15 protein-coding genes are annotated in these 18794 nt (G+C 36.8%); 13 read left to right on the top strand and 2 right to left on the bottom strand.

What is annotated here, in order from left to right:
* Positions 1-330 precede the first annotated feature (330 nt).
* A complete protein-coding gene (locus FFM71_RS06990) occupies positions 331-1476 on the top strand; it encodes a trans-sulfuration enzyme family protein (protein WP_137611463.1) in 1146 nt (381 codons plus the stop codon).
* 132 nt (positions 1477-1608) lie between these two features.
* Entirely contained in the window at positions 1609-2793 is a 1185-nt protein-coding gene (locus FFM71_RS06985; protein ID WP_137611462.1) for a hypothetical protein, read from the top strand.
* 62 nt (positions 2794-2855) lie between these two features.
* On the opposite strand, the gene FFM71_RS06980 is transcribed toward FFM71_RS06985, so the two are convergent.
* Both FFM71_RS06980 and rpmB read right to left on the bottom strand, forming a co-directional pair.
* Positions 2856-3686, bottom strand: a complete 831-nt coding sequence (locus FFM71_RS06980; RefSeq protein WP_137611461.1) for a DUF1565 domain-containing protein — start codon at positions 3684-3686, stop codon at positions 2856-2858.
* A gap of 98 nt (positions 3687-3784) precedes the next feature.
* The gene (gene rpmB, locus FFM71_RS06975) at positions 3785-3970 is read right to left on the bottom strand and encodes a 50S ribosomal protein L28 (RefSeq protein ID WP_041499634.1); all 186 of its coding nucleotides are present in this window, start codon (positions 3968-3970) and stop codon (positions 3785-3787) included.
* A gap of 197 nt (positions 3971-4167) precedes the next feature.
* On the opposite strand from rpmB, the gene FFM71_RS06970 reads away from it, so the two are divergent.
* The 11 genes from FFM71_RS06970 (at position 4168) to rpsP (ending at position 18769) form a co-directional block, all read left to right on the top strand.
* The gene (locus tag FFM71_RS06970; protein ID WP_137611460.1) at positions 4168-4536 is read left to right on the top strand and encodes an Asp23/Gls24 family envelope stress response protein; all 369 of its coding nucleotides are present in this window, start codon (positions 4168-4170) and stop codon (positions 4534-4536) included.
* A gap of 24 nt (positions 4537-4560) precedes the next feature.
* Positions 4561-6237 (top strand): DAK2 domain-containing protein, encoded by a 1677-nt coding sequence (fakA, locus tag FFM71_RS06965; RefSeq protein WP_137611459.1) that lies wholly within the window; start codon positions 4561-4563, stop codon positions 6235-6237.
* Positions 6238-6623: 386 nt separating this feature from the next.
* Positions 6624-8657, top strand: coding sequence for an ATP-dependent DNA helicase RecG (gene recG / locus FFM71_RS06960; RefSeq protein WP_137611458.1), 2034 nt, complete (start codon positions 6624-6626; stop codon positions 8655-8657).
* A gap of 12 nt (positions 8658-8669) precedes the next feature.
* On the top strand, positions 8670-9671 hold the full coding sequence (plsX, locus tag FFM71_RS06955; RefSeq protein ID WP_137611457.1) for a phosphate acyltransferase PlsX: 1002 nt from the start codon (positions 8670-8672) through the stop codon (positions 9669-9671).
* Between the two features lie 14 nt (positions 9672-9685).
* Complete coding sequence (gene acpP / locus FFM71_RS06950; protein ID WP_137611456.1) at positions 9686-9928, top strand: acyl carrier protein; 243 nt, start codon at positions 9686-9688, stop codon at positions 9926-9928.
* A gap of 403 nt (positions 9929-10331) precedes the next feature.
* Positions 10332-11021, top strand: a complete 690-nt coding sequence (rnc, locus tag FFM71_RS06945; RefSeq protein ID WP_137611455.1) for a ribonuclease III — start codon at positions 10332-10334, stop codon at positions 11019-11021.
* Between the two features lie 13 nt (positions 11022-11034).
* Entirely contained in the window at positions 11035-14580 is a 3546-nt protein-coding gene (gene smc, locus FFM71_RS06940) for a chromosome segregation protein SMC (protein WP_137611454.1), read from the top strand.
* A gap of 9 nt (positions 14581-14589) precedes the next feature.
* The gene (gene ftsY / locus FFM71_RS06935; protein WP_137611453.1) at positions 14590-16059 is read left to right on the top strand and encodes a signal recognition particle-docking protein FtsY; all 1470 of its coding nucleotides are present in this window, start codon (positions 14590-14592) and stop codon (positions 16057-16059) included.
* A gap of 2 nt (positions 16060-16061) precedes the next feature.
* A complete protein-coding gene (gene ylxM, locus FFM71_RS06930; RefSeq protein ID WP_041499647.1) occupies positions 16062-16403 on the top strand; it encodes a YlxM family DNA-binding protein in 342 nt (113 codons plus the stop codon).
* A 9-nt stretch (positions 16404-16412) separates the two neighbouring features.
* A complete protein-coding gene (gene ffh / locus FFM71_RS06925; RefSeq protein ID WP_137611452.1) occupies positions 16413-17849 on the top strand; it encodes a signal recognition particle protein in 1437 nt (478 codons plus the stop codon).
* A gap of 647 nt (positions 17850-18496) precedes the next feature.
* Complete coding sequence (gene rpsP / locus FFM71_RS06920) at positions 18497-18769, top strand: 30S ribosomal protein S16 (protein ID WP_137611451.1); 273 nt, start codon at positions 18497-18499, stop codon at positions 18767-18769.
* Positions 18770-18794: the final 25 nt, after the last annotated feature.

Raw genomic sequence — 18794 nt, 5'->3', positions numbered from 1 at the left:
GGTCTCGGACCTCGGTTGAAGCCTCGCAAAACCCGCGAGTCTTCAACACGCCCGGTGGTGTAATTGCTGAAGCAATAACGCCACTTTCGCTGCAAAATGAATACTCTCAGCTCTTCCAACTAGTTTATTTTTTATTAGCAGGGATAATAAATTAGCTCTAAGACTGTAATAACAATGATTAGATTAATTTTTCACCTTTCAACCTTCAGTGATTGACACAAATGCTTTAAAAATAATTATTTAACGCGTGATACTAGAAAGTATTGATAATTCAAAAATATTTTAATAAGAAGTATTATAGAAATAATCAATATATTAGGAGTTTAAAAAATGACTGAATTTAATACCAAATTGGTTCATGGGAAACCACAAAATGATAACAATACTGGGGCGGTCAACGTACCGATTTATAATTCATCAACATATATTTATCCATCAGTTGAGGCCAAGGTAAAATATGATTACGCACGTTCTGGCAATCCGACTAGAAATTATTTGGAAGAGCAAGTCGCCGGTCTGGAAAATGGTTATCGAGGATTTGCCTTTTCGTCTGGATCTGCAGCAATTCACGCTGTTCTAGCTATTTTCAAACCTGGTGACCACATCATCATTGGTAAAGAAATTTATGGTGGAACTTTTAGATTGATCAATGAATTTCTGAAGCGTTGGCAACTAGAATTCACTGCCGTGGATACGCAAAATCCGGATGAAATTGAGGCAGCAATTAAGCCAAATACTAAAGCAATTTATTTTGAAAGTTTTACAAATCCGCTTTTACACGTCACAAGTGTTAAAGCAACTGCTGAAGTAGCCAAGAAACATCATATTTTAACGATAGTGGATAATACCTTCTTATCACCATATCTTCAACGTCCATTGGATTTAGGCGCTGACATCGTGATTCATTCAGCTACCAAGTATCTTAGTGGACATTCCGATGTTATTGCCGGTATGGCTGTTGCAAAAAATAAAGAGTTGGCTGATCGAATTTACTTCAATCAAAATGCCATCGGTTCAACGCTTTCACCAGAGGATTCCAACTTAGTTCGTCGTGGGATTCAAACCTTGTCAGTTAGAATGGATCGTCATTTGGAGAACGCTCAAAAGATTGTTGAATTTTTGCAGAATCGTAAGGAAATCGCTAAAATTTACTATCCAGGAATTTCCGGTAGCAAAGATCATGAAATAGCTGCTAAAGAAACCGATGGATTTGGTGGAATTGTTTCATTTGAGCTGGCAGATGGTTTGGATTCAACAAAGTTTGTTGAAGGAACTAAGTTGATCCAATTAGCGGTTAGTTTGGGTGCTGTCGAGAGTTTGATCGAATTGCCATATAAGATGACACACGCTGAACTTTCATCTGAAGAGCAGTTAAAAGCTGGTATTACACATCAATTAGTTCGCCTGTCAGTTGGGATTGAAGATTCAAAAGATTTGATTGCCGATTTAGCACAGAGTTTGGATAAATTAGATTAAAAATAAAAACGCGGAATTTTTTATAAATTCGGCGTTTTTTCTTTAAATGAAAAAGCAATTTATTGAGGAAAAATAATATAATGAAATCGTAATTGTAAGCACTAACAAATATATTATTTGGGGGATTAGGATATGGTACGGAGTAAAGCTGAAGTTAGAGATGAATTACTTAAAATTGATACTGGATTTAAAGATAAGAATGGTAAAAAAATTGGAGTAGATAGTTTTGCTTCTTTTTTGACGACTAAGCATAAATTCCCATTGTATGATGATATTGTTGGTGAATTTGAAAAGAGTGGAATCGTGGATTTTAAGCCATCGGATTTTCAATCAAGTGGTTCTAAATCAAAAGAATCCAAATCAAATGATTTTCCAAAACCATCGTTCGATAAGGAATCCTTTGCGTTTCCAGATGATTTTTTTAATGAAAAAGATTTTAAAAATGATTATATGTTTGTTGGTTTAAATGCAGCGTATCGTACAGGAGATAAAGATTATAGTGGTTGGGGTAACTTTCGAGATACTGATAGACCAACAAATACCTATAAACTATATGTCCAAACTAGTGATAAATGTTTTGAGGGAAGCTATATCACAGATATTATTAAATCATATGAAGATAGCAATTCAGGAAATGTGATGCGTAACTTTTTTATTAATGATGATGAAATATCGTTTTTAAGTCATCCTGAATCAACACCGAACTTGGATGCTAGAAGAATTGATAAATTGGTTTTGGGGCATTATCAGGATGAACTGTCAAAGGTTAAGGCTATGCTGACTAAAGCTGATGATGATTATAAAGCTGGAAACAAATATGTAGAAAATAAGTATAAATTAAAAGAGAACAATGTACCGCAAAGGTCCAAACTAAAGAAATTATGTATTGAGAATAAAAACACTTTAGATAATTCACTAGGTATATTCATACGAGAATGCTTAAAAATTCAACCAAATTGGCTAGTTGTTTTTGGAGCCGATGCAAATGAAGTTTTGGACAAGATGGTTGTTAGTGATTACTTTAAGAATAAAGTTGATGAAATTAAAAATAATAATAAAGAGTACAAATTTAATGTGATGGATTTATTGGAACATCGTCGAGTAGAAGTAACACATTATGCTACTCAAAGTGTGCCACTTAAGAAATATAAAAAGGGCTCTGGGGACAAGAAGAAAAATAAAGATTCTGAAAAAGAGAAAAGAGGTTATAAATTTAGGGACTGGGTCAATTACGCACCGTACGAACTTATCACTAAAGTAGATGAGATGAAGGAAAAGGAGGAATTAAGAAAACAAAAAGAATCAAATAATAAATAATTATAAAACTAAATGCAAAGGGTATGCATTCTCAAATTGAGAGAATACATACCCTTTGCAAGTTAATTATTATTTTTTTTTGCATCCGAAGGACCTTCATTAAAGGGCAGCTTCCCATCAGCCTCGATAGTAGAAACATCATCAAATTTAAAATGGATCTCATTAGTCTTTGGCTGAAAATTGTCAACCTTAAACTTACTCTTCAAAATTCGAATGGCGGGGGCATCATTAATAAAAATCAAATCTTGTCCGTTCATTCGTGAATAACCTTTAACGGCTAAATCATTTTTAGTGGGTGATCCAGTCGAATCAATCGATAAATTATGAAAATCCAATGTGGAAGTCTGTCTCAATTCCAATTTGTGATAGACAAATGAATCTTTTAAATAGGCTTTTGAATGCTTTTGTAACAACAATTGAATCGAAGTATTATCTGCAAACAATTGACTATTCTCTAACGACAATCCAATGGCCTTAACTTTTCTTCCGGTTAAAATCTGAGAATCCTTAAATGAGAAATAGGCATCTTTTCCATAAATAGTATCCCAATCGTCGACTGTTTGGCGGTTGATTGAAATGTTATCGCCATAAATTCTTGCACCATCATAAGCAGAGAGGGTATTATCCTCATTAGCCGTATAACTGATAGCTAAATTTTTAAAAATAATGATATTTTGTTCACCAACCGTAAAACTACAGAATAATCTGACGTCATTTTTATTCTCTGTTTTACCAACGAAACTAATATTTCTTCTAATAGTGCAAATAAAAGGGTCAGTACTTGAAAAATAAGTGCCTGGCATTAGCTCAATTATATCGCCATCTTTAGCATTAACGATGGCCTGTGTTAGCTGCTCATCATTTTTGTTTTGATTGCCAATTAATATTTTCATAGAATCCCCCCTTAATTAATTAAAACCTATTATAATAGTGTAAAATAAAAAGGACCAACAATATAATTGCTAGTCCTTTTTAATGAATTAAGTGATAATTATACACGAGTAACTTTTCCTGATTTCAATGCTCTAGCTGAAACCCATACACGTCTAGGTTTACCGTCAATCATGATACGAACTTTTTGCAAGTTTGGCTTCCAAGAACGCTTTGATTGGTTAAGGGCGTGAGAACGCTTGTTACCGAATACTGTTTTACGGCCTGTAATAATATCTTTTGCCATGGGACCGACCTCCTTTGGCTACATGTTTTTTCTTTAAAATATCACCTGACTAATTTACCATAAGTAAGAATTGAAATCAATAGATTATTTAGGGATTAATATGGTTTAATGTTGTATAAATCTTTAATTCGAAATGTTGCTATGATAGAATTTTATTGTTTATGATAGATTTGGTCCATGAATAGGAGGATCCAGAGATGGCAGTTACAATTAAAACAAAGCACGGTGAAATTGATGTTTCAACAAATACTGTTGCCACAATCGTTGGCGGAGCCGCTTCTGATATCTACGGTATCGTAGGTATGGCAAGCAAGAACCAATTCCGTGATGGTATGAATACAATTTTGAATCGTGAAGACTTTTCTAGAGGTATAGTTATCCATCAAGAAGATGGTAAACTGGCCGTTGATGTCTACATAATCGTCGGATACGGAATTAAAATTTCAGAAGTAGCAAAAAATTTAAAAGAAAAAGTAAAATACAACCTAGAAACAATGCTTGGAACACCAGCTGGCACTGTTAACGTGTATGTCCAAGGAATTAAAGTTCTGGACGATATCGAATAGGAAAGCTAGTTGGAGGGGAAACTTTTGAGCAAAGAACTAATTACAAAAAAAGAATTTTCAGATATGGTGCGTGTCGCATCGCACAGACTTGAAAAGAATGCTAAGTTTGTAAATTCACTTAATGTCTTTCCGGTTCCCGATGGAGATACCGGAACTAACATGAGTTTAACAATTCAAAGCGGTTTTAAAGCTGTCAATGAATCAGAGAGTGATCATGTTGGTATACTTGGTAAAGCACTTGCTAAAGGTCTTTTGATGGGAGCTCGTGGAAATTCTGGGGTTATCACATCACAAATTTTCCGTGGCTTTTCAAAGAGTATTGAAGATAAAGACGCTTTGACAGCAATGGATTTAGCTAAAGCCTTCGACGATGGTGTTAAGACAGCCTATAAAGCCGTTATGAAGCCGGTTGAAGGAACAATACTTACTGTTGCTAGATATGGTGCAGAAGCCGGAATGAAGCAAGTAGAGACGACTAATGATTTAGCCGAAGTTATGAAAGCTGTTGTTACTGGTTCAAAGGTTGGACTTAAGAAGACACCATCACTTCTACCAGTTTTGAAGGAAGTTGGCGTTGTTGATTCTGGTGGTCAAGGCTTAGTCTTTATTTATGAAGGCTTCTTAGAAGGCTTGACTGGTCAAACAACGACTGATGAAGAATATATTCCTGATGAAACCGATATGAATGAAATGGTTAATGCCAGTCATCATCAATCATTCCAAGGCCAATTTAGTACCGATGAGATCAAGAATGGCTATTGTACTGAAATGATGGTCAAATTAGGCAAGAATCCCACAACTGATGAAGTTTTCGATAATGAAAAATTACGTAATTATTTGGATGGAATCGGTGATTCATTGATCTGTGTTTCGGATGACGAAGTTATTAAAGTTCACGTCCATACTAACTATCCATATAAAGTTTGGGCTGCTGGTAAAAAGTACGGTGCCTTAGTTAAAATTAAAATCGATAATATGCGTTTGCAACATGAAACTATTGTTGATGAAGATGAAGAACCAGTGGCAGAACCTGTTCAAGAGCCAATTGATTATGCAGTTATTGCTGTTTCATCTGGTGAAGGTTTGACAGAGTTATTCAAGAGTCTTGGTGTTACACATGTTATCAGTGGTGGCCAAACTATGAATCCATCAACTAATGATATTGTTGATGCAATTAACAAATCAAATGCCAAACGTGTTCTAGTATTGCCAAATAACGGTAATATCATTATGGCCGCTAAACAAGCAGTTGATTTGGTTGATATTCCAGTCGCAATCGTTGGTTCTAAGACAATTTCTCAAGGAATGACAGCAATGCTTTCATTCAATCCAGAGGCTGAATTAGAAGAAAACGAAGAAAACATGGAAGACTCATTAGACACAGTTAAGAGTGGTCAGGTTACTCAAGCCATTCGTGATACTGAAATCGATGGATTGAAGATCACTAAGGGACACTATATGGGAATCGTTGACGGTAAAATTTTAGTTGACGAAGAAGATATTGTTGCCACAACAGAACACATGTTGGATAAAATGATCGATGAGGATAGTGAAGTTATCACAATTCTTGTTGGTAAAGACGGTAATGATGACGATGCCCAAAAGATAGCCGATTATTTAGATGATAAATATGCTGATCTTGAAACAGAAATTCATCAAGGTGATCAACCAGTTTATCCATATTTGATTTCGGTTGAATAGTGGGTCCCGTCTCCAGAACTGATAGTATTAACCTGCTATGCGGAACGGTCCGAGCCTGAGAAGCGGTCTTGAACCTCGGTCAATACTATCAGTTCCTCCAACTCATTGGTTTGATAGGTTTTCATTAATAATAATTAATTAAAGTTAGTTGATTTGATAGTTATTTATTTTTAAAATTTATTAAATAATCAAAGTGATAAAATTAACAGATACATTAGCTGTAGGTTGTGAGGAACCGGTCCACACATCAGGTTCCAATTCCTCACAGCCGGAAGCAGCAAAAAAAGTATAAAACATTAAAACCAAAGGAGGCAGTGATGAAACGATTCGTTTTGTCATAGCCTTTTTTCATTTTGAAATATCGTCTAGAGGAAGGGGGAAAGTTTATGGATCTGAGAAAAGTTTCACTAGCGGAATTACCAGGAGTTGGTCCTAAAAAGCTAGAGGCTTTACAATCTCTTGGCATTAATAATGTGTATGATTTGTTGTTTTATTTTCCTTTTCGCTATGAGGATATGCAGGCCAAGTCACTTGATGATGCGGCTGATCAGGAGAAAATTTTGCTTAAAGGTGTCGTTGCTAGTGAGCCAGTCGTAGCACGTTTTGGGTATAAGAAGACCCGGTTGAATGTCAGAATTTTAGTTGATAACGAATCCATCATGGTAACGTTCTTTAATCAGCCGTGGTTAAAAGATAAGTTTGAAACGGGAACTGATGTGGCTGTTTATGGAAAATGGAATGAGAGTCGACGATCGTTGATGGGAATGAAAGTTATCGATATCCACGATAATTCCGTTGATTCTGTTTATTCTGTAAATAAAAATATTCATCAAAAAACCTTGATCAACTTAATCAAGGCAGCGTATGAAAAATATCATGATCAAATTGACACGATTGTACCCACATATATTCGTACGAAGTATAAACTGTTGGATGACGAGCAAATCGTTTCGGGAATCCACTTTCCAAAAACCCAAGAACAAGGGGATGAAGCTCGGCGTAGCGCTAAGTTTCGAGAATTTTTCTTATTTCAGTGTGGCTTACAGAGTATCAAACGCAGTGATGAACAGAAAAACATTGGGATCGTTGAAAAATATGATCATGACTTTATTCAAAAATTTGTCAAAAGTCTGCCTTTTAAATTAACTGACGCGCAAGATCGAGTAACTAAAGAGATTCTTGATGATATGGAATCGACACATCATATGAATCGATTATTACAAGGTGATGTTGGTTCTGGTAAAACAATTGTTTCAGTGATTGCGATGTTGGCGGCTGTTACAGCAGGATACCAGGCGGCAATCATGGCACCAACGGAAATCCTAGCTCAGCAGCATTTTGATAAAATTAGTAAATTATTGGCACCTTTACACATTAAGACAGCTTTGTTAACTGGTTCATTGACTAAAAAGGAACATGATTTTATTGCTGGAGACATTGAAAATGGTAAAACTAACATCGTCGTTGGAACTCATGCCTTGATTCAAGATAGTGTTGATTTCAAAGAACTTGGGTTCATAGTTATTGACGAGCAGCACCGTTTTGGTGTTAATCAACGAAAAGCTTTGCGTGAAAAGGGGCAGAATCCAGATGTTCTTGCAATGACAGCTACACCAATTCCTCGTACTTTGGCAATTACAACTTATGGCGATATGGATGTTTCACGAATTGATCAACTTCCAGCTGGTCGAAAAAAAGTCGAGACTTACTGGATCAGAAGTCAAAAAGTCGAACAGATGTATCATTTTGTGTCTAAGGAATTGAGTGATGGTGCACAGGTTTATGTTGTTACACCGTTGATTTCGGAATCAGAATCGATGGATCTGAAGAATGCGGAATTGATTTATGATAAATTTACTGAACTATTTGGTCAGAAATATCATATCGGGCTCTTGCATGGACAAATGCCAAATGACCAAAAAGAAACGGTTATGAGGGACTTTTCAGATAAAAAAATCGATGTTTTGGTTTCGACAACAGTTATTGAAGTTGGTGTTGATGTACCTAATGCATCAGTTATGGTAATATATGATGCTAATCGTTTCGGTTTATCGCAGTTGCATCAGTTGCGTGGTCGTGTTGGACGTGGGGAAAAACAGTCGTATTGTATTTTGATTGCTGACCCTAAGAATGAATCAGCCACGGAGCGTATGAAAATTTTGACGTCAACTAATGATGGCTTTGTCTTAGCTGAAGCAGATTTGAAGATGCGTGGTTCTGGAGATTTGTTGGGAAATCGCCAATCCGGTTTGCCTGAATTTAAAGTTGGTAATCCAATCAACGATATTAATATCTTGGAAGTGGCTCAAGAGGAGGCTAGTCGACTTTATGAGGACGAAAAATTACTTAATAATCCTGAGACTAAAGCCTTGAAGTCATTTATTAACGATGAATATGAACAATTAAATAATTTTGATTAGCGAGGAAACAAAATGAAAATAGCTGTTGATGCTATGGGTGGCGACAATGCACCACAAGTAGTAGTTGAAGGAATCGAACGTGCTCGTGACGAATGGAAAGATTTAGAGTTTGTCTTGTATGGTAAAGAATCAGCCATCAAAGAGTATTTGAAAAATGATGAACGGATTACAATCGTACATACAGATACGGAAATTTTGGGTACCGATGAACCAGTCAAAGCCATTCGTTCCAAAAAGGATGCTTCAATGGTTTTGGCCGCACAGTCAGTTAAAGATGGTGAAAACGACGCTTTGTTCTCACTCGGAAATACAGGAGCTTTGTTAGCAGCCGGTATTTTTATCGTCGGTAGAATCAAACAAGTTGCCCGCCCAGCTTTAATGCCAACTTTACCAGCAACAAATTCACCAAAAGGTGTTAATATGTTGGATGTTGGTGCTAACGCCGAAGCTAAGGCATCATACTTACAACAGTGGGCTGTTATGGGTTCGATATATGCTCATGACGTTAAAAAAATCGACAAGCCACGTGTTGCACTACTAAATAATGGTACGGAGTATGACAAGGGCGATAGCATGCACAAAGAGGCCTATCAATTATTGAAGAATACCGAGGGTATCAATTTCATTGGTAATATCGAATCTGGGGACATCTTAGCTGGAAAGGCTGACGTTATCGTAACAGATGGATTTACTGGAAATGCAGCATTGAAGGCGACTGAGGGGACTGCTAAAATTCTCTTAGGTCAACTAAAAGATGCCTTGCTAAATAACGGTATTTTTACTAAAATGGGTGCAGCTATCGTTTCACCATCGCTTAAAGGTATGAAAGAAATGTTCGATACTTCTCAAGCAGGTGGGGCCGTGTTACTAGGACTCAAGTCACCAGTCGTTAAGGCGCATGGTGCTGCTGATAATCGGGCAGTCTATTATACCGTTAAACAAATTTATGATATGTTATCTAACGATACAATTAATAAGGCTAATAAGTATTTTGAAAAAATGAGTGAAAAATAAGGAGAATTCCATCCATGACAGAACAAGAAGTTTTTGACAAAATTGTTAAATTGATTGCCGACAAGTTCGAAGTTGACGCAGCTACCATTACTAGAGAAACATCATTTACAAATGATCTCGACGCAGATTCAATTGACCTTGTTGAATTTGTCCTTGAACTTGAAGACGAATTCGGAGCTGAGATTCCAGATGATGACGCTGAAAAGATTACAACAGTTGGTGCAGCAGCAAGCTACATTTCATCACATCAAAAATAAGGCCATTGGGTCTTATTTTTTTATACTAACGTGCAGTGCTAGTTAAATATCCCAGCTCTTCCGACTAAATAATTGTTATTAATTGAATGTAAAAATATTCAACTAGCACTATGCGTTATACTAACTGAAGGTTTAAAGGTGAAAAATTAATATAACTATAGTTGTTAAAATCCTATGGCTAATTTATTTAAATAATCAGAAGTCTTCTTTTTATTGCTACTGCCATTAAAAAATAAACTAGTTGGAAGAACTGAGAGTATTCATTTGCAGTAATTGAATACTTTCAGTTCTGGAAACGGAATACTTACCTAAACTTTAAACCTTTAGCTATACTGAGAATTATTCGGAATTATTTGGGGCCAAAGTTTAGTATAATTAGTAATATTGGGAAAGGGGACACGTTATGTTAGATCCAAAGTTCTTACAAGTTTTAGATGAGCAATATGGAATTAAATTTAACGATAAAAGACTGGTTGAAAGAGCCATGACTCATTCATCCTTTGATAATGAGCACAAAGAGTTGGGTATTGGTGATTACGAGCGTCTTGAATTTTTGGGAGATGCGGTTTTAGAAATCAATATCTCGCGCTATCTTTTTAAAAAGTATCCGCAATTGCCAGAAGGTAAATTAACACGTTTGAGATCAGATATTGTTCGGACAGATAGTTTTGCTCGCTTTGCTAAAGAAATCAATATTGACAAGTATTTGTTGATTGGTAAAGGTGAAGAAAAACAAGGTGCCCGTCAAAGACATACCTTGTTGGAAGATATTTTTGAGGCTTTCAACGGTGCATTATATCTTGATCAAGGTAATGAAGTAGTTGATGACTTCTTGAAGAAAGTCGTTTATCCTCATATCGACTCGGGTGAATTTTCTGAAGACACTGACTTCAAGACTCATTTGCAAGAAAGATTACAACAATCTGGTGAAGTCGAAATTGACTATAAAGTTATCGATGAAGAAGGTCCTGATCACGACAAGAAATTCAAAGTTGAATTGATTGCCAATGGCAAAATTTTGTCAAAAGGATTGGGATATAGCAAGAAGCATGCCGAACAAATGGCTGCTAAGAGAGCATTAGAAGAATTATAGGAGTCTGTATTTTATGCCGCTAAAATCATTAACGATCAATGGGTTTAAATCTTTTGCTGATAAAACAAAGATTGATTTCACCAGTGGAATAACTGGTATTGTTGGGCCCAACGGGAGTGGAAAATCAAATATTACTGAAGCCATTCGTTGGGTAATGGGCGAGCAATCAGCAAAGAGTTTACGTGGAGACAAAATGGTCGATGTGATTTTTGCTGGAAGTGCAACCCGTCCACAAATGAATCGGGCTGAAGTCATTTTACAATTCGATAATCATAATCGAGAGCTCAAGTCGTCTCAAGATGACTTGGTAATTTGTCGTCGCTTATTTAGAAATGGTGATACTGAGTTTTTGATCAATAATAAGCAGTGTCGTTTGCGTGATATTACGGAACTGTTCATGGACTCAGGGATGGGAAAACAGTCGTTCTCTATCATTTCTCAGGGCCGTGTAGAAGCAATTTTTAACAGTAAGCCAGTTGAGCGCCGAACGATCATTGAAGAGTCAGCAGGGGTTTCACTATTTAAACAAAAGAAACAACAAGCTGAGAATAAAATGTCAGAGACAACCGATAATCTGCATCGTGTTTCAGATATCGTTTCTGAATTGTCAAAACAAGTTGAACCATTGAAAGAGCAAGCTAGTATTGCCCGTGATTACAAGGAACAAAAGAGTAAATACGATAGTATTTATCAAAAAATCTTAACAATTGAAGTTAAAAATTTATCTGCCCAAAAGCGCCAAATTGATAAAGATTTGCGTGAAGTTAAGATGAGTCTTCAAAATATTTCTCAGCAAGTTAAAATTGCTAACAAACAAGTTGAAGATAATAATCAGGCTGTCCAAGATTTAACTAATAAAATTGATGATAATCAAACAAAATTGACTGAGTCGACCAAGACTTTGGAAATTTTCAATGGAAAAGTTGCTGTTGCAGATGAGCGTAATGGTTTCAATTCCTCAAATAAGTCGTCTTTGAATCATCAATTGGCTAATTTGCAAGCAAGCAAAGTAGCTAATCAAGCAAAATTGACTGAATCAAATCAAAAATTGGCTGAATGTATTGATAAGATCAAGAATTTTGAAAAACAATTGGCTGATATTCAACAATTAAAGAAAAAAACACCAGCTGATTTGCAAAAGAACATTGCTGATTTGAGGAATGATTATGTCAATCTATTGCAGGACCAAGTTTCGAATAATAATGAACAGAAATTTTCACAACGGCAATTGGAACGTGTTCAGGCTTCAATAAATGAGCAACAGGATCAATTAACTGATGTGACTGAAAATCTAAATAGTTCGAAAAATGACAATAATTCAATTAGCCAACAAGTTAAAAAGTTAGTTGATGATAATAAGTCGCTCCTTGAACGTGACAAACAGTTGAATCAAAGTATCACTGAAGTAACCGAAACTGGTAAACGTGAAAATAGTAACTATTTGAAGATTTTAGAAAGTCTTCAGGAAATTAAGGCTCGAAAGCGAATTCTTGAAAACATGGAACAGGAGCATGCTGGCTTTTTTGAAGGAGCTAAAAATGTTCTGAATCATGAACAACAATTGTCAGGAATCGTTGGAGCTGTTGCTGAATTGATCTCGGTGCCCAAGGAATATCAATTGGCGATTGAAACAGTTGTCAGTAATCAGTTACAGTCGATCGTTACTGAGGATGAGACTGCTGCCAAAAAGGCAATTGCGTACTTGAGGCAGAGTCGTGGTGGACGGGCAACGTTCTTGCCTGTAAATATTATTCAACCACATAATATTTATGCTAATGATTTGAACAAAGCTCAAATGGTCGCAGGTTTTGTTGGAGTCGCTAGTGATTTAGTTAAATATGATGATAAGGTTTCAAACATCGTTAAAAATATTTTAGGTAACTTGTTGATTGCCAAAGATATTAATGTTGCCACAAAGATTTCTAGTGCTGTTAATCGTAAGTATCGTGTCGTTACCTTAGATGGAAATGTTGTTAACGCTGGTGGTTCAATGACTGGTGGGCAACAACGTCGAGTTAACTCAAGTATTTTGACACGTAAGGATGAATTGCAGTCTTTGAATAAGGATTTGTCAAAACAAGAACTACTGATGGATCAAAAGCAGAAGACTGTTCAGGATTTACGTGATCAATTAACGGCTCTCAATGCTGAAAAGAAGACAGTTGACGATAAGCTGGCCCAATTTAATGCTGAAAAAAATCATTTTGAAAGTGAAATTTCGACTTATCAAAACGAGGAAAAACATTTCAGTGAACGATTGAATGTTGTTAAGTACAATTTGGCTAAATATCAGTCGGAACAAAAGGATTTGCGGACAAACTTAGAGAATCAAACCGAGTCTGCCAAGAAAATCTCACAAGAGATTGAAGATACTCAGGCTGAAATGAATCAGAAGCAAAAAATGTTAACCGATTTTGATGCTGAATTGAAGTCAATTAATCAAAAGGAACAAGCAATTCAAACACAGTTGGCAGTTGTGAAGAGCAATCATGAAAACGACGTCAGTCAAAATGAAGATTTAAAGAAAATTGTTGAACAAACGGATCAGCAAATTTCTGAAATCCAACAACAGTTAACGGTTCTGGACTCTGAACGGAGTCAATTAGATCTTAATAGTACTGAAGTTAAGAGTCGTATTGCAGAACTAAAACGAGAAATTAAACAACTTCAACGGGTTGTAACCGATTTAAAGGCTCAACGTGAAACACAACAAACACTTGCTACTGAATTAAATACTAAGGCGCAACGAAATTTTGATTTGCAAAAGAATGCATCAGATCAACAAGAGACTTTGGCTATTCAAAATACCAAGTTGTCGAATCAAATTGACAGTCGATTGGATACTTTGTCACAAGAGTATCAGTTGACTTATGAGGCTTCACTCTTAGCTTTGAAACAAGGAGATTACGATCCCGAGGAATTGCAAAAAGAGGCCCGTCTGTTGAAGATGGGTATTGAAGAATTAGGAACGGTCAATTTGTCAGCAATCGAAGAATACGACAAGGTTAAGGATCGCTATGAATTTTTAACACAACAACAAAATGACTTGTTGCAAGCTCGTTCACAATTACTTGATACTATGTCCGAAATGGATAAAGAAGTTACAACACGTTTTAAGAAGACTTTTGACGAAGTTGCAGCTGCTTTTGAAGATATTTTCCCTGAGATGTTTGCCGGTGGGCGGGCTAAATTAGTTCTGACCGAACCGGATAATCTTTTGGAAACTGGGATTGAAATTATTGCCCAACCACCTGGGAAGAAATTCCAACGTTTGAGTTTATTGTCTGGTGGCGAGAAAGCTTTGACGGCAATTACACTGTTATTTGCTATTATTAAAGTTAAACCGGTGCCATTTTGTATTCTTGATGAAGTTGAAGCTTCACTTGATGATGCAAATGTTTATCGTTTTGCCAATTATTTAAATCAATATGACGCTAACACTGAATTTATCGTCATTACTCACCGTAAAGGAACGATGATGAATGTCAATCGCCTCTATGGGGTAACGATGGAAGAGTCTGGTGTATCACGGATGCTGTCTGTGCACGTCAAAGAATAGGAGTTAATAATGGGATTATTTGATCGAATTAAAAAAGCCTTTACTGGTAAAGATGATTCTGAAGATAAAGATTTAGAAAAGAAATCTCAAGAAGAATCTGAAAAAGAATCTGACCAAACTGCCGAAGCCAACGAAGCACCAGCTGCTGAAAATTCAGAAACAACTCCAGAGGTTAAAAGCGATGAAGCAGCTCAATCTGTTGAAGAAACTCCGACAGAAGAACCACAAGATAAGAAACCAGCTACAGAACCTGTTAAAGCACCAGTTCAACCTGAACCTGTAAGTAAAGCTGAAGAAGTTAAAAAAGCACCCTCAGAATCAGAACCAACGGAAACTGAGCATGCTGAAGAACTTCGAGAAAAACCAACTGAAACTGAAAACAAGTCTGAAGATACAACGGTTGAAGAAGTAACTGAGGAATCATCAGACAATTCTGAGATTCAAGAGCCTGTTGAAACTGAAAAGGAAGAATCTGAAAGTACAGAAACTACTGAATCAGAGGCGGAACCAGAAGAATCAGCGCCTAAAGATGACGTTCAAGAATACGATGAAGGTCTTAAAAAGAGTCGTAATTCTTTTAGTTCTCGTCTGAATCATTTCTTGGCTAATTTCAGAAGTGTTGATGAAGATTTCTTTGATGATTTGGAAGAATTATTGATTGAATCAGATGTCGGTTACGAAACAGCCATGCGAATATCTGATGAATTGCGTGAGGAAGTTAAGTTAGAGAATGCTAAGAAACAATCTGACGTTTCCAATGTAATTGTTAAGAAATTAGTTGATATGTACGGTGAAGAGGGTAAAGAAGAGGATAACTCTTTGAAATTCAGTGATAACAAGACACCAACTGTTTTCTTATTTGTAGGTGTTAATGGAGCTGGGAAAACCACTACCGTTGGTAAACTCGCTCATCGCTATAAGCAACAAGGCAAAAAAGTTTTGTTGGCAGCTGCAGATACTTTCAGAGCCGGTGCTATTGAACAGTTGCAAGAATGGGGTAAACGTGATGGTGTTGACGTTCAAGCAAGTAAGGCACACACTGATCCCGCTTCTGTTGTTTACGATGCTGTTAAACGAGCAATGGAAGATGATTATGATATTTTGTTAGTTGATACTGCCGGTCGTTTGCAGAATAAAGAAGGCTTAATGCGTGAACTAGAAAAAATTAAACGTGTGATCACTCGTGAATTGCCAGATGCACCACAAGAAGTTCTGTTAGTACTCGATGGTTCTACTGGACAAAATGCCTTGAGTCAAGCTAAACAATTTAACGAAACAACTGATGTTTCTGGAATTGTTTTGACGAAACTCGATGGTAGTTCACAAGGTGGCGTCGTCTTGGCAATCAGAAATGAATTGCACATTCCAGTAAAGCTAGTTGGTTTAGGTGAACAAATGGATGATCTCCGCGACTTTGATCCTGAGAAGTTCATCTACGGCTTATTCAAGGACCTAATTGTTGGGACGTCTAACAAATAGTTATGAACATTGATGAAACAACACGAGTGAACTTGTTATATAATTTTTATCATTCATTGCTGACCAAAAAGCAGAGTCGTTATTTGGACTTGTATTACGTTGAGGATTTTTCGCTCAGTGAGATTGCAGAACAACTAGAAGTTTCTCGACAAGCAGTCTTGGATAACTTGCATCGTTCGGTCAGTTTGTTAGAATCATTTGAGAAAGAACTTGGTTTGATTGAGAAGACTCAGGAGATTGATGATATTTCTGAAAAACTCGATCAATTGGTTCAGACGAAATATGCCGATGATAAAGAATTATTAGATTTAGTCCAAAGAATTTCAAAAATAAATGAAATGTAGGAGTAGAGTATGGCTTTTGAAGGATTAAGCGAACGCTTAAACAAAGTTTTCTCCTCACTAAGAGGTAAGGGTAAACTTTCTGACGAAGATATCCGTAAGGTAATGCGTGAAGTACGTATGGCCCTATTGGAAGCGGATGTTAACTTTGACGTTGTTAAAAAATTCGTCAAGTCAGTCAGAGAACGTGCCTTAGGCGCCGAAGTGATGGAAAGTTTGACGCCATCACAACAAGTTGTCAAAATTGTTGATGAAGAATTAACAAAGATCATGGGACAAGAAGCTGTTCCATTGAACAAATCCAAGCATATTCCAACAATCATTATGATGGTTGGTTTGCAAGGTGCTGGTAAAACTACCACAGCCGGTAAGTTAGCTAACCGTTTGAAGCATGAAGAAAAAGCACGTCCATTATTTATCGCTGGAGATGTTTATCGTCCCGCTGCCATTGAACAGTTGAAGACTATCGGTCAACAACTCGATGTGCCAGTGTTTGACGAAGGAACTGATCATGATCCAGTTGATATTGTCCGCGATGGGTTGAAAGTTGCCGCAGAAAATAAGAATGACTATGTCATTATTGATACTGCTGGTCGACTAGAAATCGATGAGCAATTGATGGATGAGTTGAAACGTATTAAAGAACTTGCACATCCAGATGAAATTTTATTTGTTGCTGACTCAATGACTGGTCAAGTTGCAGCAAAGGTTGCCCATGGATTTGACGAACAACTCGATATTACCGGTGTTGTTTTGACGAAGTTGGATGGTGATACCCGTGGTGGTGCTGCTCTTTCAATTCGTGATGTTACTGGTAAGCCAATTAAGTTTATTGGACAAGGTGAAAAACTCGACCAATTAGACGTCTTCCATCCTGATCGTATGGCCAACCGTATCTTAGGTATGGGTGACATGCTGACCTTGATTGAAAAGGCTCAGACTGATTACAACGAAGAACAAGCTAAGCAAGTTGCTGAAAAGATTCGTGAGAATAGTTTTGACTTCAATGACTTTATTGATCAAATGGACCAAATTACCAAAATGGGACCATTAGATGAAATCATGAAGATGATTCCAGGGATGGCTAATAATCCCGCTTTAGCAAACATCAATATTGGTGAAAAAGATATTGCTCATTTAAAGGCAATTGTTTATTCAATGACACCAGCAGAACGTGAAGATCCTGATTCATTGAACCCATCACGTCGTAGAAGAATTGCTGCCGGTTCCGGTCAAAGCGTGCAAAACGTTAACCGCATGATCAAACAATTCAAGCAATCTCGTGACATGATGAACAAGATGAGTAAAGGTAACATGGCCGGAATGGATCAACTAATGGGCAATGGTGTCCAAGGTCGATTGGGTAAGATGGCAATGCATTCGATGGTTCGTAAGAATAAGAAAAATAAGAAGAAACGTTTGAAGAAGATTAAACGCTTTAAGTCATAATTTTCTTTGCCGCCTCCGGGTGTCAGTAATAAATATAGTCTGCGGTGGGACCGGTTCGAGCCGAAGTGCGGTCTCGAACCTCGATTTTGAGCTTCGCATGGTTCGCGAATCTCAAAACTCGTCCTTGTTGTAAGACCAGAAAATCGCTGGTCTAACAACAACTTCACCGCTGTCTATATTTATTACTGACACCCTCCGGCTAGTTTACTGGTTGATTTCAATTTTTGAAATTAAAGTAAAAAATTTAAAAGATATTTAAATATCACTTGTCATTAAAAAATGTTGAGTGGTATTTTTTATTATCATGAATACCTCGGATGTTTAATACTATTGATTTTTAACGGTAACTTTGTATTTTTTAAGAGACCAGTCGGAAGAGCTGAGAAGTATTCACCCGCAGTGGAAGTGGCGTTAAGACTTTACGTTACACCACCGGGCGAGTTTGGAGACTTACCGGGTTTTTGGTAAGGCTTCAAACCGAGGTCCGAGACCGATTCTCAGGCTCGGTCCGGTCCGCACAGCAGGCGAAATACTTCTCAGCTCTGGAGACGGCATAATAAAAAGATAGCCTGTAAAGAAAAAAACTTTACACCGTCTAGTTTTTTGTGTATACTAACAAAGTTAAGTATTTAGGAGGAAACAAACATATGTCAGTTAAGATCAGAATGAAACGTATGGGTAGTAAGTTACGCCCATTTTATAGATTAGTTGTTGCAGATTCACGTTCACCACGTGATGGTCGTTTTATCGAACAAGTTGGTTATTACAACCCAATCTCACAACCAGAAGAAATTCATCTAGAAGACGACAAGATCGTTGAATGGTTAAACAAAGGTGCACAACCTTCAGATACTGTTCGTCACTTGTTGAAGAAACATGGAATTATGCAAAAGTATCACGAAAGCAAATTCACAAAATAGTAATTTTTGGTGGGGCCTGACAAGA

Origin of the sequence: Companilactobacillus huachuanensis (genome assembly GCF_005404815.1) — a bacterium.
Taxonomy (GTDB): domain Bacteria; phylum Bacillota; class Bacilli; order Lactobacillales; family Lactobacillaceae; genus Companilactobacillus; species Companilactobacillus huachuanensis.
Note: the sequence above shows the minus strand (reverse complement) of the source record. Positions and strands in the feature narration are given on the sequence as shown.